This window comes from Paenibacillus sp. FSL R5-0908 (assembly GCF_038006245.1).
GTDB classification, from domain to species: domain Bacteria; phylum Bacillota; class Bacilli; order Paenibacillales; family Paenibacillaceae; genus Paenibacillus_AQ; species Paenibacillus_AQ odorifer.
Genome location: NZ_JBBOUV010000001.1, coordinates 2,042,166 through 2,067,067 on the forward strand (window position 1 = coordinate 2,042,166; position 24,902 = coordinate 2,067,067).

Consider the following 24,902-nt stretch of genomic DNA (forward strand, 5'->3'; position numbering starts at 1 on the left):
ATCACTAATCTCTAAATGTTTACCCTACAAAACCGCTTCTTCAACACGAAGAGGCGGTTTGTTGTTGTGTAATGAAGAACTACACCGTATAATAACTTTGTTAGGTATTTGTTATAATTTAATAACAAGTTAGGTAAAAAGTATTAAGGAGAAGGACCAAATGAAAGGTAGACGCATCTCTGGCTGGTGGTCCGTTATCGGGGACATGAGCATGGAACGCAAGCTGCTCCTCGTCTTTTTAATTATCATTACCCTCCCGCTATCCTTCATCAGTGTATTTACCTTCAAGAGCTACTCAGAATCTATTCAGGGGAACACCATTGCTTATTCTGAGAAATTAATCGATCAAATGATGGATGGAGTAGACGATTATATCGAAGATATGAAGCGTATTTCATCTATGCCCGCCTATGTGAATGATATCAAACTTAATTTAATACGTTCGAACCGCTACCATGAGCAGAAAAAGATTATGGGAGGCGCAACTGGGAGTGCTACTTTGTCGCCCGGTGATTTTGATCTACTGTTGTCCATTCAACGGGGGATAGAGGGCAATATTTCATTTATTAACAATATTAAGCGAGGCGCGAACTCGGTTTATATTTTTGACGCTTACGGAAATGGTTATTATTCTGCGAAGGATGGTGGCGTACGGCTCGATCTCGAGCAAAGCTATAAATACTGGAGCCAGCAGACTATGGATTCCAGCGGAGAAGCATTATTGTTCGGTACTCAAGCGTATACAAGTAATCTGCAGAGCACCCGATATGCTTTTACCGTTGTTCGCAAAATCGTGGATGGCTTGTTAAATCCAATCGGGCTGATTGCGGTTGAAGCGAATATTAGTAATTTGGAGAATCAAGTTACGGAGCTGGATAAAGTCACCCATGGGAAGTCGTTGATTGTGGATGAGAAAGGAATGGTCATCTACGACAGCGACAAGAAGCTGCTGGCCACAGATATTTCTGATTCAGACTTGTTCAAAAGAGTTGGAGGCATTTCTGGAAGCTTCTATGATACAGTCAACGGAAAAGAGCGGTTGAATATTTACTCTGGCTCTACCAAAACCAATTGGAAGGTAATTATCTCTATTCCTGTTGATGTACTGATGCGTGATGTGAAGCTGACCCGTAATACAACACTTGCTGCTACATTAAGTATCATAGTACTGGCGTTAATTATTTCGATTATTCTTTCCGTTGCCCTTACTAAATCGCTGAGTCAAATGATTCAATTGATGAAAAAAGTTCAGGGTGGCGATCTGGATGTGATGTTCAGAGTTAAACGGCGTGACGAAATTGGTCTGCTGGGGCATCAATTCAATCGTATGTTAGCCCGAATCAGGCAGCTAATTCAGGATATCTACCGCATAGAAGAACAGAAAAAGGAAGCAGAGCTTCATGCGCTGCAGAGTCAAATCAATCCCCATTTTATCTATAACACACTGGAGTCCATCCGAATGACCGCCGAGCTGAATGATGATGTCGAAGCTGCGGATATGATCTCTATTCTAGGCAAACTGCTAAGGTATAGTACAAGTGATCTGAGTGGTAATACGACATTGAAGCAAGAGCTTGGATATGTGCGTAATTACGTCGAGCTGCTGAACTATCGTTATCCTAACCGTTTTTTACTGGATATCGATGTGCCGAAGTCGTTAGATAGTTACTCTATTATCAAGCTGGTCTTTCAGCCCATCATTGAGAATGCAGCTTACCATGGTTTAGATGATAATAAGCCGCAAATGCATTTAAGCATCCGCTGTGAGATTACAGAGCAAATGCTGTTGTTTCATATCAAAGACGACGGGATCGGAATGGATGAGAAGACTTTGGAGAAATTGAATGATGGGCTGCAGAACGAAAGTCCTCCCAAGAAAAGCATTAACGGGGGTATAGGCATGAAAAATGTACAGCAGCGAGTGCGTCTTCATTATGGAGCGGCATTTGGGATCCAGGTATATAGTGAGCTTGGACGAGGGACCGATGTTATTTTGTCGCTGCCATTACTGGAGCAGGAATTAATTGGCTTACCTGAGTAACGAAATAAGAGGGGGCTGTCCGTTGAAGGGGTTGAAATTAGAATGGACTATGCGTACCATACTGTTACTTCTCTTAGTGTTATTGAGTAGTAGCTGTGCCAATAACAATAAGCAGACGGAATCCACTCCGCCTCCAGTTGGAGACGAGGTGAAGTCTGACTTGTCCGGCACCATAGTCATGATGACCAATCGAATAGATCTGATTGAGAACGGAACTTTTCAAGGATACGCGGACCAATTTAAACAGAGATACCCCGAAGCCAATGTGGAATTTGAAGGCTTATCCAATTACGCAACGGATATTCTGGTACGGCTGTCCACGAAAGATGCCGGTGATGTACTGTTGCTTCCGGTGAATCTTCCGTCAAAGGAGCTGGATTATTTTTTCGAGCCGCTGGATGAAGAAACCGCTGCTAGTGAGAGGTTCACCTCTTTTGCTACGTATAACGGGAAACGATATGGGCTGTCCACTGGGACTACTACGGTTGGGATTGTCTATAATAAAAAGGCATTCGAAAAAGCAGGAATAACTACTGTTCCTAAGACGCTGGATGAATTCTACGAAGCTTGTGCGAAATTAAAACAAGCGGGTATTATCCCCCTATATATGAATTATGGAGCCGTCTGGCCTTTGCGTGAATGGGGAAACAGTCTGGTTAATTATATGACAGGCAATCCGGAGTATCTAAATAATATGGTCACTGAGGATAGCCCCTGGCAGCTTGATAATGAGTGGGGGAAATCAATTTCCATTGCTCGAACCTTAATTGGTAAAGGCTATGTTGAAGACGAACTATTCTCGAACAATTGGGAGATATCGAAGACTAAGCTAGCTAAAGGTCAAGCAGGAATGTATTTACTGGGAAATTGGACGATTGGACAAGTCCTTGATGTGGGGGCTGCCCCGGATGATATTGGATTCTTCCCTTTTCCGTATGATAACGGCAGTGATCATTATGCGCCGATCAATCCAGATTGGTTCATGGGGGTTAGTAAATATACCAAGAACAAAGAGCTTGCTATGGCGTGGTTGAATTTTTTTGTGAAGGAGACTTCCTATCGAGATGATTGGGGATTCCTTCCAGCCGATGGAAGCTTGAATTCCTCTATGTCGCAGTACCGTGAGTTTTTATCTTATAAGCCTAAGCTACTCGATGCTACTGTACAAAGTGATGCGTTCATCGAGCTGGCGAATAGAGCCAAAATGTCCTTTTGGTCCGGGGATTATATTCAGGAGTTATTGGCTGCGCCTGATTTACAAAAGGCTTTTGACGAATTAAATGCAAAATGGAAGGAAGCGCGGGCAGGAGCGCCACAAACTTCTCAGCCTTAAAGTTAGTACTACATAAATTTGATGACATTCTCTGGAGGGTTATATATGGCTAAAAAGGTTACCATGCAAAAAATCGCTGATCATCTCGGCGTATCCAAATTCGTTGTCTCCAAGTCACTTTCGGGTAAAGGCGGCGTTAATGAGACGACAAGAGAACGAGTGATTCAAGCGGCATCGCAGCTGGGTTATTTTACGCAGAAAAATGCTTTTGTCCAAGGTATAAAACGCACCCCTCCGGTAGGTGGCGGGGATCGGAATAAGCAATCCGTGCTGGTGTTAATGCCGAATATTCGTTCTCAGACGCAGGATTCCTTGTATTGGGGAAAAATTGTGGATGGTATTGCTATTGCGCTGGATCAGGAAGGGCTTGGGATGGTCATTATCTCCGAGAACCGTGCGGATAATTTCGTTAATATATTGAATCCTAATGGAATCCTTGGTTTGATAGGTGTGGGCCAAATCTCTACTTCCTTGCTGCTTGAGGTACACCGTATTGGTCTGCCGATGGTGTTGATTGACCACGAAGATCCGCTAATTCCAAGTGACACCGTGTTTGCGAATAATGTGGATTCTATGGCTCGACTTACGAATCATTTGATGGGCACAGGCCATACCCAAATGCATTTTATCGGCAATATTGGATTTTCACGCAGTTTCCGCGATCGCTGGATTGGTTTCCGGAGTGCGCTGGAGGAGAGCGGAATAAGACTGCCTTTGGAAGATGATGCGAATCTTTTTCTGGAAGGGGTGGAGGAAGACTTATTTCAGGAGGATTTTAAAAACTGGGTGAATAAGCGTAAAAAAGCGAAAACACTCCCGACAGCCTTGGTCTGCGCTAACGACTCCACAGCCCTCTCGGTCAGTGACATTCTTAAGGAAGAAGGGTTTAGTATTCCGGAGGATATTTCGGTTACAGGCTTTGATAATATTGAGGATGCCTTAAGAGGCGTTCCACCCCTTACAACTGTTCATGTTCCTAAAGAAGCGATGGGCCGAGCCGCAGTGGAGAAACTTCTGAGCCGTATTCATAATCCTTCTGCACCGCTTGAGAAAATCCTTATCGCAGCGGACATTGTTCATCGTGATTCCGTGGATAAGCCGCGAGACTAGAACTTTGTTGATCTAAAAAGTATAAAAGCTGTGGAATCTAGATTTACGTGAGTAAGGGGGAATTTAGTTATGACAGAACCAGTTGCCATCCCAAAAATTGATGGCGAACAGATTCAACTACGCGGCGTGCAAGCATCCGATCTGGAGGCTTATTATAATTTTTTGCTTGATGTTGAGATGGGGCAATTAACAGGATCGCAAGGAGATTTCTCTCGTGAGCAAACGGCAGCTTGGATTCGTAAGATTAGTGTTCCAGCCGAGGATCGTGTGGATCTTATGATGATAGTAAAGGACACGGGTGAGCTCATTGGAGAAGTGGTACTAAATGAAATAGATCCGGACAATCGTAGTGCAAATATCCGGATCGGCATTTGTGGACATGAACATCGGGGTAAGGGTTACGGTACTGAAGCTATGACTCAAATGCTACGATATGGCTTTGAAACCATGAAGCTGCATCGCATCCATCTCGGCGTATATACTTTTAACCCCAGAGCCGTTCATGTCTATGAGAAGCTTGGTTTTCAACGCGACGGTGTGGAGCGGGATGCTCTTTATGTAGACGGAGAGTTTCATAACATGATTCTGATGTCCATGCTTGAGGATGAGTTCCGCAGTTTGTACAATTAAAAAAAGTGAATCTATGGTAAGGAAGATTGTAAGTAACTTCCTCACCATAGATTCACTATGAATATTAGTCTGTAATGTTTCCAGCCATTTTGAGGCGTTTGGCAATTTCTTTAAAGTCTTCGGGGGAGATTCCGGGAGCGAATTCCTCTTCGACTGCCGGAGCAACGGGGATCGGAAAGCCTTTAGGGGCTCCTTGAATGACTTCAAGCGGAAGATTATCCTCTGGGTGGGTTCCCTTCCAAATCTGATCGATGGCACCGAAGTCACCTTCACTCCAGGTGTATAGCTTGGTATGCACGCCTTTTTCTTCATATTTTTTTGCTTCACTGAATGATTTATTATTTAACGAAGGAATCGGCACGAGCTTAGTTACATTAACACCTGTTGCCACTTCGATTGCTTTGGCATAAGCGACCACGTGGACACCACCACGGACTAAAAGGAATCCGACTACAGCGCGTGCAGCTGGATGGTCTGTCATTTCGTAGACCTTCATTTTATGTGTTCTGGCTCCGCATTCGAGGAAGAAGTTATGTAGCAGATCTTCCACTAGATTGCCGCTATTAAAGACGTTTGCTCCGGTCCACGGGTTCCCCGTTGAATCAAAAGGCATAGCCCCTTGTGCACCAGCCAGAAAGTGATAGGATAGACGCGCATCTTTTGCGGACCCTAGAGGGGTGGAATCGGGCTCTTTAAAACTTGTTGACCCTCTAAGACATTTGTTGATGGCATGCGAAACCAGCTCGACATGGCCAAGCTCTTCCGCTGTTATGCTCATCACCAAATCATAAAAGGGCTTCAGCTTGTCTTTTGAACGGAAATTAAAGGATTGAAAGAGGTAATTGTTAAGGGTGGACATTTCTCCGAACTTTCCGCCAAGCAGTTCCTGAACAGCGGCAGCAGCATTGGGATCGGGCTTCTCAACTTCAGGAATCTCAATCATGATTTCATCCATACGTTTGAACATTAATATCTCAGCCTCCTTGAGGTTAGGGGTTACTGAGCTATTTTGAGCTTAATCTATAGGAATTACTCATGAATGGGCTGAAAAGTATGGATGTGCATCATGTAAATGGCTTTTTGTGTCGAAAAGGCAAACGGCAAATACTATCAAATACGCAATCAAATACGCACAATCAAATACGGATAGATAACCCGCTAAAGGACACAGCTGTCTCTATTTCAGTATTATCCGATATTTGCAATGCTAACGGACTCCAGAGCAGCTATCGGCCTAGAAAACGCCCCAAATGGGCCTCTTTTCAGGGAATAGCGTCATTGAAGTCCGAAAACTTAAATTAAAGGCTAAATACATGTGAAAAGCGTCATCTGAGTCCTTAAGATACTTTGGATGATTGATATTCGCTTGAAGTAAACAGTGAATGATCAAAACGCAGAGCAGCGATTCTCCTATTATTGGAGAATCGCTGCTCTGTTGATTTGTAGGGTTTATGAACTTTTTTTATAATGCTAAATTACGATCAATAAGAGCAATACGTTGCTGTACACAAGCATAAGAGCGAAGTGGATCCTCTGGAGTGTTCAGCACATAATCTAACATTTGGTCAACGGTAGTTGTAGCCACATGGATACGAGTGTCGGAGGAAGCGTAGTAAATATAGATTTTACCGTTATCACGTGCAATCACGCCATTACAGAACACGACATTGGAGACATCGCCTACACGTTCTTCACCATCTGGTGCGATGAAATGACCGCCTGGTGAATGAGTGACTTTGTTTGGCTCATCCAGATCAGACAAGAAAGCATATAGCACGTATCGGAGTCCAGCAGCAGTGTTGCGCACACCATGAGCAATATGCAGCCAGCCTTTTGCCGTTTTGATTGGAGCTGGACCTTGGCCATTTTTAACTTCTTTGATGGTATGGTAGTAGCGTTCATCCATGATAGTCTCGCTGGTAATTACGGCATCTTCAATTGTATCCGAGAGTCCCCAGCCAATACCGCCACCGGAGCCTGCATCGATAAAGCCATCTTGTGGGCGAGTGTAGAAAGCGTATTTTCCATCTACCAATTCAGGGTGGAGCACGACATTACGCTGCTGAGCAGAGCCAGTTTTGAGATCCGCCAGACGTTCCCAGGTTTTCAGATCTTTGGTGCGAACAATACCACACTGTGCTACTGCGCTAGAAAGGTCACCATGTGGAGCTTCTGGATCTTTGCGTTCTGTACAGAAGAGGCCGTAGATCCAGCCATCTTCATGGCTTACGAGGCGCATGTCGTAGACGTTGATATCAGGAACTTCTGTCTCCGGCAGCACAACTGGATGATCCCAGAAGCGGAAGCCGTCTACGCCATTGTCGCTTTCTGCTACAGCGAAAAAAGATTTGCGGTCATTGCCTTCAACCCGAGCAACAAGATAGAATTTGCCGTTCAGTGCAATAGCACCCGGGTTGAAGACGCCGTTGACGCCAATTCTTTCGGCAAAATAAGGGTTGGTGTCTGGGTTAAAATCATAACGCCAGATTAAAGGCGCATGCTCAGCAGTCAGCAGTGGATGAGCATAACGGTCATAAATACCGTTTCCATAAGGAAGCTTTTCGTTCTTGCGAGCGATCAGGGCTTCATAACGTTCGGTTAATTGTTGTTTGCGTTCTTGGAATAATGATGACATTAGACAGTCTCCTTTATAGTTGATTTCAGTCTTGCGATCATTTCGAAACAGGCTCTGCTGTTATGATAAGGACATTTCCAGGCGCTAACCTTTGATCCGTGAGCCAGGGGCTGAAGGTTCTCGTCCACGCCCCAGTACCATTCACCCAGCTTGTGATCCACCATGTATTTATCGATAAAAGTCCAGGAGGCTTGGGCAGCCTCATTAAATTTGCTGTCACCAGTCAGCTGATAAGCATTATAGAATCCAACAACCGCCTCAGCTTGCGGCCACCAATCTTTATCTTTACTCAGCAGCCCGCTTGGGTCAGCTTCATTCCATATCCCGCCATCGCTATCTATACCTTCCGCAAGAACAGCTTCTGCCATAGAGACAGCGACTGTTCGCACACGCTGCAGCAGCTTCTCTTCTCCAAGGGTTTCAGCGGCTTCCACGAGCAGCCAGCTTCCTTCGATGTCATGCCCATAGGAGATAATATCTGATTTCACATTCCATGCCTCATCTAAGAAAAGATGAAAATGCTGGCCTTCCTGATCAATGATATGATCCAGCATCGTTTCGATTAGCTCAGTTAGTGTGCTCTTTAGTTCCTCCGACTTCCATACTCGATATAGACCGGTATACGCTTCCAGAACATGCAGATGGGTATTCATAGATTTTTTTTCATTCATATCCTTGCTGCTGAGACTGAGGTTATCAGTGATTTGCCATTCCCGAGATAAAGCTTCGACATAACCTTTATAAATAGAATCATAGCCGTATTTCTCAACGAGCTGGAATAATTGAATCGCATCCTCTAAGACCTCTGGACGTCCGGTCGCATGGTAGAATTCAGCCAGTGCGTAGATAGCAAAGGATTGGCCATAGATCTGCTTTTTCTCTTGAGAAGGTCTGCCTTCAGCATCCACCATCCAGTATAATCCGCCATACTCTTTATCAATGAAGTGTTCCATCAGATAGGTATAAGCGCGTTCTGCCATTGCCAAATATTCCGGTTTACCGTAGATCCGGTAAGCGCTCGCAAAGGACCAAAGGATCCGGGCATTAAGCACAAGGCTTTTCTCTGCGTTAGGAGTAATGTTCAGCTGATTGTCGATTTCACCTACAAAACCACCGTTCACTTCGTCCTTCGTCTGTTTCATCCAAAAACTAAGAATATTATCCTGCAGCTCATCCTCAAGTTGGGTCAACCATAATTCTGGTGAATTAATCATTGTAATCAGTCACTCCTCACATTATTTGGTGATTTTTGAGGTGAAATATTCGTTGATGATCCCAGCGGCTTGCTTACCGTACATACAGTAATCATCATTCTGTGCTGCTTCTTCAATTGGATAAAGATGAGTAGGCCAATCCCAGAGCATAAAGCCCCGAACCCAATCTCTGCGCTCACAACCCTGAAACATTGCCTGATAGAATTTGCTTTGTTCTTCTTGGCTTGGTTCGCCCTTTAAGGTCCAATCATTAGGAATCGCGGCACTCCCGCTCCGGCTTGGGCAACCCGCTTCCATGAAAAAGAACGGCTTATTCTGTGAGTGCACCACTTGCTCAATCCGGTCGAGCTGAGCCTCCCAATCACTAGCTGGATAATACCCACTTGAAGAAATCACATCGAGCGCATCCCACCAGGTTACGTTATCTTCCTGATACTTATCGCAATTATAAGTAAGAATACCTGAGTAGACCTTCCGCACCTCGGCAATAAGCGAACGCCATTCGGTTTCGCGTCTATCCGTCTGTACAAGCTCACAGCCAATACAGAACATTTCACAGCCTGTTTCCTCAGCGATAGCGGCATAGTGCAGAATAAATTTAGTATAAGAGCTGAACCACTCAGACCATTTAGGCTCGCAAGGGACATCCTTATCAAAAAAGTTAATATGAGCACGCCAAGTTCCGTCAGCACAATTAACAATCGGCTTCAGGCATACTTTTAACTGCAGTGACTTCGCTTTGCTGATGGCCCATTTCACTTCTTCGTCGCTAACGGTTGGAGCTTCCCAGTAGGGAATTTCCGTAGAATGAGCGGTAGCTTGAAGCGCGCTTAGCGCAATGGCCGTCCAGTTCGCTCCGGTGACAGAGGACATTAATTCCAGCGAACACTCAGCTTCTTCTGTTGTCCATGAACCCCGTCTACCCGAGAAACCCCAGGTTACACCTGCAATGTATTCGTTGTTTAACATCATCGAGAATCCTCACTTTACACACGAAAATAGAAAAATTAGCAGACATCATTTTGTTAGATAGTTATTATTCTTTTGTTAGTTTATAATAACAACTTAATTTAGTTATATACTTTTTCGCAGATGATTTCAAGGACAATTTGTAGTTGAAGCTGGGAAATTTGAATAACTTTAGTTATAGTAAATATAAGACTATAAAAGGGCGCAATCGTACATTGACGTAATATATGGGGAGATACTATTCGTGATGATAGCGCAATCATAATAACTGGCGGATACAACTGGAGGGAATTACTCAAATGATAAATGTTATGATTGCGGACGACGAGGAAGTCATTCGCAGAGGGCTCGAAAAAATCACATCGAGAATGGAAATAGACGTACATGTAATTGGATCTTACGGCAACGGGTTGGAAGCTTGGGAACATTTAGAAAAGTTATCCCGGGAGGATATAGATCTGCTTATTACAGATATTAAAATGCCTAGAATGGATGGTTTTAAACTGATTGAACAGGCTAGAGACCATATGGAGGATATACCTATTGCTGTCCTTAGCGGTTTTAGTGAATTTGAATATGCCCGTCGAGCGATCCGTCATGGGGTGATGGATTATTTGCTTAAACCGATTGATAAGACTCAGCTATATGAGCTGCTTAAGAGAGTAGAGGATGTAAAGAAAAAGACCGTGACGGAGCATGAGGAGATTTTCTCACAAGCTGCGGATGGTGGAGAACATTATGTAGTTGAGCAGACAAAAAGCATTCTGGAGAGAGAGTATGATCAGAACTTCGAGCTTGAACGCCTAGCGGAGATGGTGGGCATGAATGCGAGTTATCTCAGCCGTTTGTTCAAGTTAAAGACGGGGCAGACGATCACAGACTATCTGATTCGGATTAGAATTTCTAAAGCAAAGGAACTGCTAATGGAGCATCCTGACCTGAAAAATTATGAAATTGCCGAGAAGGTGGGTTATAGCGATCCGGTATATTTTAATAAATTGTTCAAGAAAATGTGTGGTATGACACCTAAGGATTATAAAAGTGGCTGTAAATTCCCGAAAATCGAACGTGAGTTTTAGGCATATATAGGAAGCTATTCATTAGGAGAGCGAATTGCTCTCTTTTTTTGTGGGTATTTTTTATAAATTAGATAACAAAATTATTATAAGTAAAACAAAAATAACAAATACAAGACCAGAAAAAGCAATTGAAACCATCGTTTTGCGTCGAAAATAGATTTATAATGGGTTTGTAAGCGATGTCATCACTTGTTTTTAAGAGTAATTCAGATAATCCGGTATTAATGGCTACTCTTTCAAGTTATGAGTGATGATAAAAGTTATTATTTTTGTTATTTACCTAAAACTAGAGTTGAATTGAAGAGAGGGGTCGTAACAGCATGAAAAAAGGCAAAACAATGATGGGCTTGATGGCACTAACGCTTGTGGCGGGATTGTTTAGCGGTTGTTCCTCAAACAACAACACTAACAATGAAGCTGCTAAAAACACAGGAAACAATGGTTCTTCAGCAGAGGCAACTGCTCCAGCTGATGGTACAGCAGCCAAGGATATCAAAGGGGATATCACAGTCATAACCCAAAGAACAGATATTGTTGATACCGTATTCAAAGAGTATGCGGCTAAATTCAATGAGAAATATCCTGATGTAAAGGTGAACTTTGAAGCGCTAGCTACTTACGAAGACCAAATTAAAATTCGTATGAGCACTAGTGATTATGGCGACGTTCTTTTGTTACCTACTAGCATAGCTGTAAAAGATATTCCTGATTTCTTCGAACCCCTTGGCAAGCTCGAAGAAATGAGCAAACAATACACAGGGTTGGAGGAACGTGCAGTAGACGGAGTTGCCTATGGTATTCCGATGACCATCAACTTTAACGGGATTATCTATAACAAACAAGTCTTCAAAGATGCCGGAATTACAGAGGTTCCCAAAACCCCTGAACAATTCTTGACTGCCCTGCAGACTATTAAAGACAAAACACAAGCTGTTCCTCTTTACACAAATTATGCAGCAGGCTGGACATTGACACAATGGGAAGCGGATCTGGCTACAGTAGCTGGTGACCGTGATTATGTGAACATTGCTCAAGTGGCTAGCGACGACAACTATGTAGCGGGTCAACCACACTATGAACTGTACAAAATTCTGTACGATGCAGCACAAAAAGGTTTGATTGAAGAAGATCCAACTACAACAGACTGGGAATCTTCCAAAGCTGACCTGGCCAACGGTAAAATTGGGACTATGGTGCTTGGATCTTGGGCAATTGGCCAAATCAAAGGCCTGGCTACAAATCCAGACGATGTTGGATTTATGCCTTTCCCAACCAATGCGGATAAAATCCTTGTGCCGCTTGCTGGTGACTACAATCTGGGTGTCAGCGTGCACAGTAAAAACAAAGAAGCTGCTAGAGCTTGGGTGGATTGGTTCATCAACGAATCTAACTACCCTACAACTGAAGGCGGCGGTATGAGCCCGGCTATCGGTGCAGAGCTTCCAGAAATCCTGAAACAATATGAAGGTACAGATGTAACCTTTGATACTCTTGCTCCTGCTAAAGCTGGCGAAGAAGGCTGGTCTGATGAAATCGACAAACAAGCTGAGATCGGTGCTTGGCAGCCAGACTTCAAGAAACGGATTATTGAAGCAGCGATTGGTAACAGAAAAGAATCCTATGATGACATCATGAAAGACCTGAACGACAAGTGGAAAGCCGCTCGCGCTAAAGTCACAGCACAGTAACAACTATAAGCTTCTTAGATGCTATAGGCGGTTAGGCGGTAGTGAATGTGGGAGGGGATATGCTAACAAGCATTTCCCCCTTCACATTTAAACGAGTCTTAAATAATTAAGGATGCTTTTTCTGGAGGTGTATCGGGTGTTTAAGTTTTCAAATTTGAGCTATAAAAATCAAAGAATCGCTATCATCATTTTATTCTCATTAGTGCCGATATTGTTGCTGCTCACATTCGCTTATTATCCAGTCATCAGTATGTTTCGGTACAGCTTCACCAGTTGGAATGGATTGAGCAAAAATATGGAATATGTCGGTTTAGAAAACTACAAGACCATTTTTACGAAACCTGAGTATTTTTCTGTGTTTAAGGTCAGTTTGTATTATTTCTTTACCACCTTTATTCAGATGGCACTTGCCTTGTATTTTGCAACCATCTTGAGCTTTAGTGTTCGCATGAAAAACTTGTTTAAAGGGATTTTGTTCTTCCCAACCTTGCTAAACGGTGTAGCAATCGGTTTTATCTTCCTGTTCTTTTTCAAACCAGATGGAACGTTAGATACAATTCTCAATCTGATTGGGCTTGGCAGTCTGCAGCAGAAGTGGCTTCTAAATCCTAATTTGATTAACTTCTCGCTCGCAGGTGCGTCACTGTGGAGATACATGGGAATGAACTTCCTGATTTTCCTCGGAGCTATTTCTTCTATTGGTAAGGATATCTATGAGGCCGCTGAAATTGACGGTGCAAACAGATGGCATCAGTTTATGCATATTATTTTGCCAAGCATTAAACGAATTCTGCAATTGAACTTGATTCTTGCGGTTAGTGGCGCTATTGGGGTATTCGAAATTCCATACGTCATGACAGGCGGATCTAACGGAAGTAGTACATTCGTAATTCAGACGGTCGATGTAGCTTTCAAATACAGCAAGGTTGGTTTGGCATCGGCGATGGCCGTGGTATTGCTGGGTATTGTTATCATAGTTACTATTTTGCAGCGCGTTCTGATCAAGGAGGAGAAATAAACTATGCATTCTGTAAAATATACCACTGCTAGTATATTCAAATATCTCACCTTGATTTTGGGAGCACTTGTAGCTTTGATACCTATCGTGGTCGTGTTTTTCGCTTCATTAAAGACCGGAGCCGAATATGCTTCTACCGGACCGTTAACGCTGCCAGAGAATTGGTTGAATTTCTCCAACTACACTAAGGCTTTTGTAGACGGGAAAATGCTGCTCGGTTTTAAAAATACTGTCATTATCGTTGTGATTTCTATTGCGGGTGCTACGTTGACGGGTTCGATGATGGCTTATATTTTATCGCGCTTCAAATTTAAAGGCAGTAAGATCCTAATTAGTATGTTCCTGATTGCTACCCTGATTCCAGGCGTAACTACACAAGTGGCTACTTTCCAAATCATCAATCACTTGGGATTATTTAATACCAGATGGGCACCAATTGTTATGTACTTGGGCACGGATATTATCGCTGTTTATATCTTCATGCAGTTTTTGGATTCGATCTCCGAGTCACTGGATGAATCTGCGATGCTGGACGGAGCTTCGTATTGGACGATTTATTGGAGAATTATTTTGCCACTGTTGAAGCCAGCGATTGTAACTGTTGTGATTGTGAAGGGTGTTAATATTTATAACGATTTTTACACCCCTTTCCTTTATATGCCGAAAACAGATCTGCAAACGATCTCCACAGCACTCTTTAAGTTTAAAGGCCCATATGGATCGCAGTGGGAAGTAATATGTGCAGCGATTATGATCGCAATTATACCTACATTGGTTGTGTTTACCGCCTTGCAAAAATATATCTACAATGGTTTTTCACAAGGTTCTGTAAAGTGAGCTCAATAGTAAATTTAATAACAGTACTAGATAAAATAGCATACTGAAAAGTTGCATACATTTGGAGGGAAAACTAATGAGTGAAGTAAAATTGGTTGGAGCAAGTGCAATTAACATCCCGAACATGCCTTGGCAAGAAAAGCCTGCTGGCTACGAGAATCCGATTTGGAGACATAATGATAACCCGGTTATCAAAAGAAATCCTGCAAAAGGTGTAGCCCGTATTTTCAATAGTGCGGTTGCTGCGTATGAAGGCAGTTTTATTGGTGTATTTCGTGTGGAAGATAACACTACTCGTCCGCATCTGCGTATGGGACATAGTGTGGATGGTTTGGATTGGAAAATCGATGACGAGCCGATCCGATTTATAGATGAAGAAGGTAATCCTTATCAGCCGCGTTATGCTTACGATCCGCGTCTGGTTAAGGTTGAAGATACATTTTATATTATCTGGTGTACAGATTTCTACGGAGCAGCTATTGGGGTAGCAAAAACACAAGATTTCAAAACATTTATCAGCTTGGAAAACCCATTCCTGCCATTCAACCGGAACGGCGTACTGTTCCCTAGAAAAATCAACAATAACTTCGTGATGTTGTCCCGTCCAAGTGACAGTGGCCATACGCCATTTGGTGATGTATTCCTTAGTGAGAGCCCTGACTTCGTATATTGGGGAAAACACCGCCATGTAATGACCAAGGGTGGTCAAGGTTGGTGGCAAAGTGTCAAAATTGGTGGCGGACCAGCCCCGATTGAAACTACTGAAGGATGGTTGATGTTCTACCATGGCGTAACTGGAACGTGCAACGGTCTTGTGTATAGTATGGGAGCGGTTATTTTGGACATCAATGAGCCCTCGAAAGTAAAATATCGCTCGAAGAACTTTGTATTAACGCCAGAAGAATGGTACGAGGAAAGAGGTTTTGTGAATAACGTCCTGTTCCCATGTGCTACTCTGCATGATGCAGAAACCGGCCGTATCGCCATCTATTATGGCGCTGCTGATACTTATGTAGGCGTTGCTTATACAACGGTTAATGAAATCGTCAACTATGTCATCGAAACCCATGAAGAGGTTGGCGATGATGCAGGTTTAGGCAAAATCTAATTGGACTTAATGACCTATATTTGCAGAGAGCTTGCTTGTCCGGAGAATTGCTTAGCGTAGAGTTCGAAAGAAGTGTGTTGGGTTTGGTGTGTTGGGTTTGGTGTGTTGAATGTTGTTGTGTGTGCTCAGTGCGGAGGTTGCCTTGTGCGACCTCCGTGTTCTGTTGCAGAATGTACAACCGAACGACACATTATCGCCTGTAATAGATAAGTAGCAGGCGAGGGGGGAATTCGGCTCTGTTGGCGATTCTGTCACTTTGTTGTTTAGTTACTCTGTGGCTTAGTTACTCTATGGCTCAGTTACTCTATGGCTCAGACGTAAATAGTTGCACTCTGTGCACTTAAACTAACATTTCTTTGGTTACTAGGCGATATAATTGCACTTCGTGCAACTATATAAGCCAAGTAACCTCCAAAAGCTCCTTTTATCGTTTTTTAGTTGTACAAAGTGCAACTAAGATTAGAAACACATATATTTCAGCTGTAATAGCTGCACAAAGTGCAACTATCCAGCCAGAAGCTGTTATTGTGCCGATTATAGAGAAGTTAATTGGCAAGGTGGAAAATGTGGGTGTTGTGAAGGTAATAAGAAGGTAGTAGGTACATGGATTGTGATTAGTTGTAGAGGTAAGAGGAAGATAGCGGGTAAGTGGAATGTGAGTGGTTGTGGAGGTAATAAGAAGGTAGTAGGTATATGGATTGGGATTAGTTGTTAAGTTATGGAAAAGTAGTAGATGAGAGGGAAATGTATCTCTGTTGGCGACTCTTTCATTATGTTGCTTAGTTACTCCATGGCACAGACGTAAATAGTTGCACTATGTGCACTTAAACTAACTATATCTAAGGTGCTAGGCGATATAATTGCACTTCGTGCAACTATATAAGCCAAGTAACCTCCAAAAGCTCCTTTTGTCGTTTTTTAGTTGTACAAAGTGCAACTAAGAGGGGAAAAACACATATTTCAGCTGCAATAGCTGCACAAAGTGCAACTATCCAGCCTCGGAGCTGCAATTAAACTACTCAGTCGCAGAAAACGCAACTACCCCATCTCACTATCCCATCTCACTATCTCATCTCACTATTTCATCCCACTATCTCATCGCAAATATCCATACATCAACGTAAAACCCATATTGGGTTTTACGTTTCTATCTAGCATAGTAACTATAACGATGCTTCACGGTTACGAACAGCCACCGAACAATATCGTTACATAACTTAAGGAGGAACAATATTTTGGGAAGCGACATGAATTTGTCACAGTTAAAGGAATATAACGGAAGTAGTCCAAAGCCGGATGATTTCGAGCAATTTTGGGAGCGGGCATTACGTGATCTGGATGCACAGCCGCTGGATTATGAGCTGGAGCCGGCGGAGTTTGTCAGTGAACTTGCGGAATGTTTTCATTTGTATTTTACAGGAGTTGGCGGTGCAAGAATCCATTGCAAATATGTAAGACCGAAGAACAATGTACATAAAAAAGGCCCCGGTGTAGTGATGTTCCATGGATACTCCTGTGACAGCGGGGATTGGATGGAGAAGGTGGCTTATGCTGCTCACGGGATTAGCGTCCTGGCGATGGATTGTCGCGGACAGGGCGGCCTCTCCGAAGATAATCTTACCGTAAAGGGCACCACGATACGTGGACATATCATTCGAGGGATGGATGATCCTAATCCAGATAACCTCTATTATCGCAATGTGTTTTTGGATACGGCACAGACTGCCCGAGTTCTGATGTCTATGGATGAAGTTGATCCTGAGCGTGTAGGTGCCTTTGGACTATCTCAAGGTGGAGCGCTTACTGTCGCTTGTGCAGCATTAGAGCCACGCTTAAAAATAGCCTTGCCTGTGTATCCCTTCCTTTCAGATTATAAACGTGCTTGGGAACTGGATATTACCACCTCCGCTTATGAGGAGATCAACTATTATTTCCGGTTTTTTGATCCCCATCATTTGCGTGAGGATGAGATTTTTAATAGGCTCGGGTATATCGATATTCAGAATCTTGCGGAAAGAATTCAGGCTAAAGTACTGTGGGTTACCGGGTTATCCGATACGATTTGTCCACCTTCAACTCAATTTGCCGCATACAATAAAATACTAGCGTCCAAAGAGCTTATGGTTTATTATGAGTACGGTCATGAGTATTTACCATATCTTGCCGATCGGGCGTTGGAATTGTTCATGACCTTGTAAGAGATAAGCCAGCAGGCATAACTGAAGACAACGGTGGTGAACAATTGATGAAGTCGCAAGTAAAAAAAGAAAAGGCGCATTTCCAGCTGCACCCTGCCAAATCGATTGGGGTGCGGCTTTTTCTCATCTTCTTCATCTCAACAATGGTGCTCGTTCTCTCACTTGGCTACATTTCCTATTCCGTAGCTGAGCAAACGATCGAGAATAATGCGCTGTCAGCCAATCAACAGACAGTCGTCCAAGCTGCAGAGAAGTTTGATGTTGAATTATTGCGTTATGAGGATGGCCTAGGAAGAATTCTTTACAACAATGAGATTCAGGATGCACTCAAACAAGGGAATAATCCCACTACAAGTAATGAGGAACGTAATTTGCAGTCCAACCAGATTAGCGCCGAACTAAATGCCTGGTTGACCGCATCAAAGGGGGTAGAAGCTGTATACCTCATCCCGATGAACCAGAAAGTCCCCACTTCGTCAGCGGGATCAAAAAACAGCGCTTTTATCAAGGGATTCAGGGAGTCCTCATGGTTCAAGCAGCTTGAGGAGCAACCGCAAACATTGTGGATTCCCCGAACAGAACAGGGGCAAGCCGGAAATACTTCGGGTATGTTTCATTTGGCACAATCGATAGCTGGGGATACACAAAGCCCGGGATACATAATTATCTGTGATATTAGAATTAGTGAATTAGAAAATCAGCTTCGTAAAGTTGATCTCGGACCCAGCTCTTACATGCAATTGCTGACGGATAAGGATGAATTGATCGCATCGTCCCAGCAAGTGGGAACAGATACTTATCTCAGTCTGGGAGGGACCCTTCTTCATGGTTTGGAGCATGAGGCTGGGTCATTGCCAACGAAGGATGAGAAAGGAAAATCCATTCTGGCTGTGTACGGGACGATGGAAAGCTCCGGCTGGAGATTGCTTGGTGTTGTTCCGGCTGAGAATCTTACGAAAGACGCCCTTCGTATTCTAAAAACTACATATATTATTGTTGCGGTGGCTGCTATTGTCGCCATTCTAATTGGTTACTGGATGTACAGAATGGTATCTAAACCCTTGACCCGACTTAAAGATCTAATGTCTAAGGGGGCAGATGGAAATCTTGGAGTACGCACGGATATTACCTCACGAGATGAAATTGGTCAGTTGTCGGGATCCTTTAATAGGATGATGGAACGGATTACAGAACTGGTAATCCATACTAATGAAACCGCTCGGAAGGTAATGGAAACTGCCGATGAGCTTAGTAGAGTATCGCGTAAGACAGCGATGGCAGCTAAAGAGATTGCCGCTGCAACAGAAGAAATTGCCGGAGGTTCAGGCAGCCTAGCGTTGGAGGCGGACCAGGGCAACGAGCTTACGGGGCAAATTTCGGTGCAAATGAACAAAGTGAACTCAGCTACGCATGAGATGGATCATACCGCACATAGTATCGGCGTGCTTAGTGAAGAAGGTTTTAATGAGTTAAAAGAGCTGCTTGGCAAAACCAATAAGACGGGTGATATGACGAATAAGCTTGTGCTGAAAGTGAATGAGCTGCAAGACACCACATCATCAGTGATGAAGGTGCTTGATGTTATGCAGAATATTACACAGCAGACGAATATTTTGTCTCTAAATGCAACGATAGAAGCGGCAAGGGCCGGGGAGTCCGGCCGGGGATTTATGGTAGTGGCCGATGAAATTCGCCAGCTTGCAGATCAGTCCAAAGAATCCATTGCTGTGGTGGCTAATATAACGGACACTATTATGAAGGATATGAACGAGACCGTAGGTGTTCTCTCGGAAGTAGCCCCTCTTTTTAATCAGCAGGTGACTTCAGTGGAGAGCACTAGCGATATCTTCGTATCTGTACAGGATCAGATGCGTCATTTTATTACACGTTTGGAATCTGTTGCTTTATCGATGGATAGCTTGAGCCAATCCCAAAAGGTGCTGTCAAATTCGATGGGCAATATCAGCTCCATTGCAGAAGAATCATCAGCAGCTTCTCAAGAAGTGGCTTCGCTTAGCGGGGAGCAACAAAGTGTGAGTGATCATTTAGTGGAGCTGTCTGAGCAGCTTGAGCATGCGTCACGGCAGTTGCAAGAAAAACTGTCCAAGTTTAATTTGTAACTTTTTATAACCTAAGTAAATAATTTTAACACAAAGACCATTCTCTAATTATTTGGGACTGGTCTTTGTGCTATTCAAAAGGCTATAAATTAGCTAACTAAGCATGAGTGTAAATAATCCAGCCGGTGGGACATAATAAAGGCTATGAACGTCAGTCAGGAGGAATGGGATTGCACAATAATGTCCACAGACGTATACTCGGCGGACTGATTATTTTATGTTCAGTAGTAGCCGTGTTGGTCCTTAGGCTGGCGTGGATTCAACTGTTTATGAAGGAACAGACGGTCCCTGGAACGAATTATACACTTGCAAAGATGGCAGAAATTCAAAGCGAACGGGAAACTGTATTGGACACTGGGCGGGGGCGCCTGTATGACCGAAAGAGTGAACCCCTTGCCGGGGAAACCATTTGGACGGCTGCTTTTTTTCCTCAAGAGGCGAAGACTAAGAATACCGTGACACAGGTCGTATACGAAGAAGCTGAGTCCATGCACCGATTGGCAGCTATCCTTGGAGTGAGTTATGAGCAATTGCTAAACAAGCGCTCTTCCCTTAAGGAACCATTGCTTTGGCCATCCTCAGTGGGAAAAGGACCGCTCGCACTTACCTCCGCACAAGCGGAAGAAGTGAGTGCATTGGGGATCGACGGCGTAGGCGTGCTTCCTTTTGCTCGCAGATATGATGGGAACGCAACTGGACGGCAGTGGCTTGGATATTTATCGGAAGCGGTCCCAAACACTGGTGGGAAGGCATCGCCATCGGGGCTGAGAATTCCGATGACAGGAACGGACGGGTTAGAAAAGACCCTGGAGCCGTTGCTTCGAGGTGTAGGGCATACAGAGGCATATGCTCAGGTTGATGCGCGCGGGCAACGTGTCCCGGGCAGTCACATTCAAGTGCGAGCCCCGGGCAATCCGTATTATCCGCTGTCTTTATATACAACAATTGATAAAAAGCTTCAGGAACAAATAGAGGAGTTAGCTGTCAAAGCTGGAATGAAGGAAGGAGCCGTGGTGGTATTAGACACCGGAACGGGAGATATTGAAGCCATGGTATCTTTACCTTTTTACGACCCAGAGAAGATATCCCCTGAAGGGGGAGAGTGGAATAACCGGGCGTTGCAGGCTGCCGTACCTGGATCAATTTTCAAAATTGTCACAGCAGCAGCAGCACTAGAAGCCGGGGTCACCTCAGCGGATGAGCTCTTCTATTGTTCAGGGCAATATGAGAAATATGGATTGTCTTGTCTAAAAGGAAAAGGACATGGTCCCCTCACGTTGGCGCAAGGGTTCGCCATGTCCTGTAATACTGTATTTGCTGCGCTGGCAGAGCGTTTGAGTGGGGCGCAGCTTCAAGCGACAGCACTCGCGCTGGGGCTCGGAAGAGATATTAGCTGGCAAGCGGAGAATACGCTTGGTTTTCCAGTTCTTAAGCCATTAGCCGGTGAGCAGAAGGGGACGATCTTTACTTCTTTGCTGCCGGATGATCCAGGCGCCAGAGTGCAGACGGCCATTGGGCAGCGAGATGTGCAAGTGACACCACTTCAGGCAGCGAACCTGGTGGTGACGTTACTGCATGGCGGGGAAGTGAGAGCGCCAAGAATTCTCCAGCGTGTAACCTTTGCAAATGGGCAAAAGCTAGAGGATCTGCCGGGTCATCTTTCCCCTTCAACTGCCGGGAGGATCACAGAATCTACAGCCCGCCAGCTGCTGTCCTGGATGCGTAAAGTAGTTACGGATGGAACCGGCACAAGTCTGCAGAGCACGAAATGGCCGGTTGCCGGGAAATCAGGTACGGCACAAATTCTTGTTAAGGGTATGCCGCGTAACAATCAATGGTTTATCGGCTATGGACCGGTGGATCATCCCAGATATGCTGTGTCGGTAGCGGTTGAGAACGTTGCTCCGGACAGCTCTCATCTAGCCGTTAAGCTGTTCGGTCAGGTATTGGATTTATTATCATCGGTTCCCTCTGGAGCTTGAGGTTCAGGTGGTGGCGCAGAGCTGGTCTGATTGGAAGCTGGACCGTTAGCTGCAAAGGGCGAAACGATAAATTCCTCTTGCGGAAGATAGATCCAGCTCTGAAGATACCCTTGTTGAATCAGTTCTTTTATCAGAATAAGCAGAATCGGCGATAGGATCAGACCAGCCATACCGAAAGCAGATGTGGACAGAATGACGAACGACAGCATAAGGAAGGCTGAGGATACGCCAATCGAATTCCCGGTAATCTTCGGCTCAAGCAATTGCCTAACAATTAGTACAATGGCAAGGAGGATAATTAATCCGATAGCCAGTGAAGTATTGCCCACGATGAACAAATAGATGATCCAAGGGACTAAAATTGTCGTCACGCCAAGAAGCGGCAAAACATCAAATACCGCGCAGACTAATGCCATTGTGATTTCGTTGCCAGTTCGCAGAATAAATAAGCCGACTAGAACTATGGCAAAAGTAATGCTGATCAGAATAAGTTGTGCTTTTAAATAGGAACCGATGGCTTTGAATACATTGCCTTGTAGAAAGGCGAAGGCATTCTTAAAAGTTTTTGGCATTTTGTCATGCGCGATTTTACGCCAATCTTTGATCTCCATGCTGAGGAAAAATGCTAAAATGATGGCTATCCCGAAATTGGCCATGAAGGTGGAGAAAGAGCCTAGAATCCCAACCATATATTTTAGAAAAGTAATCAGCCATCCTGTTAGGACATTCGTGGCATCTTTAAAGTATCCATTGACCTTGTTCGTAATATCGGGTGGTAAGTTATCTATTTTTTGCTGCAGGTAGGTCGTGGTCTCCACAAAATGCTGCTGCACCACATATGTATATTTAGGTAGGTTCTCTTGGAAGTGAAGGGCCTGGATCGTAATCAGTAGACCGGCACCAAATAAAGTACCTAACAGCACAATCAGAAAGAGCAGCACTGAGATGGCGGAGGCAAAAGGTTTACCAAGACCACGACGGTTCAAGAAACGGGCCAGGGGTTCGATTAGTAAAAATACAAAAAAAGACAGGAATACAGGTGCAGCTAACTGATACAGTTTACTAAAGGAGAACATGATTAGATAAACCGTGAGGACAATTAATCCGATGTCAAAAAATGTGCGCCAATATTTTTTGTATAACGGCAGCATAGATATAAACAACTCCCTTTTTTTATAAGTGGATACGCCAGGTTGATTACATTGTACATGATTTTACTTTAAAAGCGTCTATTTCTTTGATACATGTGTTAAAATAGGGGGTAACGTTTTTTTTATTCTACTTCACTTGGCCGTTTCACAGGTTCTGCTTGCAGACATTAGGCGAGCCAAAGTCAACTCTGGAAAAGCGGGGAATTAATATGCAGACTTTGCTGCTCTGGTTATTTTACATCTCATCATTTTATGCTTTTATCCCTGGTATGATCAGCCGGATTTTTGGTTACCGTGTCTTTCGTAAAGGAACTGGGCGGAATGAATTCGCACTGACCTTCGATGATGGACCTGATCCTCGATTTACACCATTACTGCTGGAATTACTGAAGAGGTATGATGCAAAAGCAACCTTTTTTGTAGTAGGCTCTAATGCTGAACGTTATCCTGATCTTATTCAGCGTATCCATGATGAGGGACATCTCATCGGAATTCATAATTATGTTCACAAGACGAACTGGCTCATGCGGCCAGCAACCGTCCGCCGGCAGATTCAACGTACGAATGATATTATTTATAATATTATTGGCGAACGCAGTACGTATTACCGTCCACCTTGGGGCATTGTCAATTTATTTGATATTTCTAAACGACGCCAAGTTGAAATTGTGCTTTGGTCGGCAATGTTTGGCGATTGGCGCGAGAAGCTCGGTGCCGAAAAACTTACTGAGAAGATGCTGGCCCGTCTGAATCCCGGGGAAGTGATGTTGTTGCATGATAGCGGCACAACGCTGGGTGCAGATGCGGATGCTCCAGGGAATATGCTTGTGGCTCTTGAGCAGACACTGGAGGAAGCCCGTAAACGGGGACTCCGCAGCATTCGGATTGACGAAATGATTAAGATGGCTGAGACGTCACCTATCCGGCGCTTATCTTTTGGTAAACGGGTGCTTGTAGGACTTTGGTTAGCTTGGGAACAGGTATTTCAAGCTCTTTTTCATCTCCAAACGATTACTCCGTCAGATCCTTTCCTGCATTATCGGATGCGGAAATATCAGGGCGAACCGGTTGAACTCGAGGGTGGAGCACTGCTGCGTAAAGGTGACAAAGTCATTGAGCTGCACATCGATAATAAACAGTTGTTCGAATTAGGAATTCATTCACGTTCTTCCGCTCAACTAGCGATTCGAATGATCCGCAGAATGGAAAAGGATCTGCCCATTCTTGCTGAGATCATTGCCAAAGATGTGGATCTTGCAGAAGCCAAAGCGCTTTACGGAGTCAGCATGATTAACCGGGGACCGGAGAAATTCGGCTTTACCGTACGTGATTTACCGGATGGCTTATTCGCACGTTCCTCCAAATTTTACTTAAGGATCCTGTTAAGTGTGATTCATCCAGCAGGTGGGGCAAGGCTTAAAGAACGGAGCGAGGTCCTTGTGCCGAAGCTTATCCTGATGCCTGTCTCAGAGCTGCTCAAAAAGATGAATCAACAGCTGCCTCATCATCCTAAAACTGCAAAAAAACGCAAATCGCAACAGGAAGAATCGTTGTCACTTAATGATTCGGTTGCGGATGTAGAAATGCCAGGTGCGACAGTAACAAATTGATTCATGATCTTATTGATAAATATTTTCCAGTGGACATGTAAAGAGATGTTCTACAATCCAGCGATGGGTTGTGGGACATTTTTTTTGTTGGGATAATTTAAAAAAAGAGCAGCCCGCCAGTAAAAATACTTAGGTGGGACTGCTCTTGCTTGTTTTAATATTCTTTTCTGCTAAAGAGA

At 44.0% G+C, this 24,902-nt stretch carries 18 protein-coding genes; 13 read left to right on the plus strand and 5 right to left on the minus strand.

The features are described from left to right. The first annotated feature begins 160 nt into the window (after positions 1–160). The 4 genes from MKZ09_RS08955 to MKZ09_RS08970 all read left to right on the plus strand — a co-directional run bounded on the left by MKZ09_RS08955 (position 161) and on the right by MKZ09_RS08970 (position 5,114). Positions 161–2,041 carry a sensor histidine kinase gene (locus MKZ09_RS08955; RefSeq protein WP_076134047.1) on the plus strand — a complete coding sequence of 627 codons (1,881 nt, stop codon included), beginning with the start codon at positions 161–163 and terminating at the stop codon, positions 2,039–2,041. A 22-nt stretch (positions 2,042–2,063) separates the two neighbouring features. Further along, positions 2,064–3,374 (plus strand): ABC transporter substrate-binding protein, encoded by a 1,311-nt coding sequence (locus MKZ09_RS08960; RefSeq protein WP_081394282.1) that lies wholly within the window; start codon positions 2,064–2,066, stop codon positions 3,372–3,374. Between the two features lie 45 nt (positions 3,375–3,419). Then, the gene (locus MKZ09_RS08965) at positions 3,420–4,484 is read left to right on the plus strand and encodes a LacI family DNA-binding transcriptional regulator (protein ID WP_076134048.1); all 1,065 of its coding nucleotides are present in this window, start codon (positions 3,420–3,422) and stop codon (positions 4,482–4,484) included. A gap of 69 nt (positions 4,485–4,553) precedes the next feature. Continuing rightward, positions 4,554–5,114 (plus strand): GNAT family N-acetyltransferase, encoded by a 561-nt coding sequence (locus MKZ09_RS08970; protein ID WP_076205301.1) that lies wholly within the window; start codon positions 4,554–4,556, stop codon positions 5,112–5,114. A 64-nt stretch (positions 5,115–5,178) separates the two neighbouring features. On the opposite strand, the gene MKZ09_RS08975 is transcribed toward MKZ09_RS08970, so the two are convergent. The 4 genes from MKZ09_RS08975 to MKZ09_RS08990 all read right to left on the minus strand — a co-directional run bounded on the left by MKZ09_RS08975 (position 5,179) and on the right by MKZ09_RS08990 (position 9,935). Then, positions 5,179–6,081, minus strand: a complete 903-nt coding sequence (locus MKZ09_RS08975) for a manganese catalase family protein (protein WP_076205298.1) — start codon at positions 6,079–6,081, stop codon at positions 5,179–5,181. 495 nt (positions 6,082–6,576) lie between these two features. Further along, a complete protein-coding gene (locus MKZ09_RS08980; protein WP_076205277.1) occupies positions 6,577–7,749 on the minus strand; it encodes a glycoside hydrolase family 130 protein in 1,173 nt (390 codons plus the stop codon). After that, the gene (locus MKZ09_RS08985) at positions 7,749–8,963 is read right to left on the minus strand and encodes an AGE family epimerase/isomerase (protein ID WP_076205273.1); all 1,215 of its coding nucleotides are present in this window, start codon (positions 8,961–8,963) and stop codon (positions 7,749–7,751) included. The genes MKZ09_RS08980 and MKZ09_RS08985 overlap by 1 nt, the downstream gene beginning before the upstream one ends. A 21-nt stretch (positions 8,964–8,984) precedes the next feature. Next, positions 8,985–9,935 (minus strand): glycoside hydrolase family 113, encoded by a 951-nt coding sequence (locus MKZ09_RS08990; RefSeq protein ID WP_076205270.1) that lies wholly within the window; start codon positions 9,933–9,935, stop codon positions 8,985–8,987. A 296-nt stretch (positions 9,936–10,231) separates the two neighbouring features. Here MKZ09_RS08990 and MKZ09_RS08995 point away from each other — a divergent pair, with 296 nt between their 5' ends. The 8 genes from MKZ09_RS08995 (at position 10,232) to MKZ09_RS09030 (ending at position 21,962) form a co-directional block, all read left to right on the plus strand. Then, entirely contained in the window at positions 10,232–11,011 is a 780-nt protein-coding gene (locus tag MKZ09_RS08995; protein ID WP_076126317.1) for a response regulator, read from the plus strand. A gap of 320 nt (positions 11,012–11,331) precedes the next feature. Next, on the plus strand, positions 11,332–12,699 hold the full coding sequence (locus MKZ09_RS09000) for an ABC transporter substrate-binding protein (RefSeq protein ID WP_076134055.1): 1,368 nt from the start codon (positions 11,332–11,334) through the stop codon (positions 12,697–12,699). Between the two features lie 136 nt (positions 12,700–12,835). Continuing rightward, positions 12,836–13,717 (plus strand): carbohydrate ABC transporter permease, encoded by an 882-nt coding sequence (locus tag MKZ09_RS09005; protein ID WP_036675555.1) that lies wholly within the window; start codon positions 12,836–12,838, stop codon positions 13,715–13,717. 3 nt (positions 13,718–13,720) lie between these two features. Then, positions 13,721–14,554, plus strand: a complete 834-nt coding sequence (locus MKZ09_RS09010; RefSeq protein ID WP_076126321.1) for a carbohydrate ABC transporter permease — start codon at positions 13,721–13,723, stop codon at positions 14,552–14,554. Positions 14,555–14,630: 76 nt separating this feature from the next. Then, positions 14,631–15,662: a glycoside hydrolase family 130 protein gene (locus MKZ09_RS09015; protein WP_036675546.1), complete on the plus strand. Its 1,032-nt coding sequence runs from the start codon at positions 14,631–14,633 to the stop codon at positions 15,660–15,662. A gap of 1,235 nt (positions 15,663–16,897) precedes the next feature. Further along, the gene (locus MKZ09_RS09020; RefSeq protein ID WP_111503121.1) at positions 16,898–17,860 is read left to right on the plus strand and encodes an acetylxylan esterase; all 963 of its coding nucleotides are present in this window, start codon (positions 16,898–16,900) and stop codon (positions 17,858–17,860) included. Positions 17,861–17,907: 47 nt separating this feature from the next. After that, complete coding sequence (locus tag MKZ09_RS09025) at positions 17,908–19,980, plus strand: methyl-accepting chemotaxis protein (protein ID WP_081388895.1); 2,073 nt, start codon at positions 17,908–17,910, stop codon at positions 19,978–19,980. Positions 19,981–20,150: 170 nt separating this feature from the next. Beyond that, complete coding sequence (locus MKZ09_RS09030) at positions 20,151–21,962, plus strand: peptidoglycan D,D-transpeptidase FtsI family protein (protein ID WP_370511175.1); 1,812 nt, start codon at positions 20,151–20,153, stop codon at positions 21,960–21,962. Here the strand turns inward: MKZ09_RS09030 and MKZ09_RS09035 are convergent. Continuing rightward, a complete protein-coding gene (locus tag MKZ09_RS09035; protein ID WP_076134058.1) occupies positions 21,920–23,113 on the minus strand; it encodes an AI-2E family transporter in 1,194 nt (397 codons plus the stop codon). The genes MKZ09_RS09030 and MKZ09_RS09035 overlap by 43 nt on opposite strands. A 209-nt stretch (positions 23,114–23,322) precedes the next feature. Here MKZ09_RS09035 and MKZ09_RS09040 point away from each other — a divergent pair, with 209 nt between their 5' ends. Then, a complete protein-coding gene (locus tag MKZ09_RS09040; RefSeq protein WP_076134059.1) occupies positions 23,323–24,723 on the plus strand; it encodes a polysaccharide deacetylase family protein in 1,401 nt (466 codons plus the stop codon). The last annotated feature ends 179 nt before the right edge of the window (positions 24,724–24,902 follow it).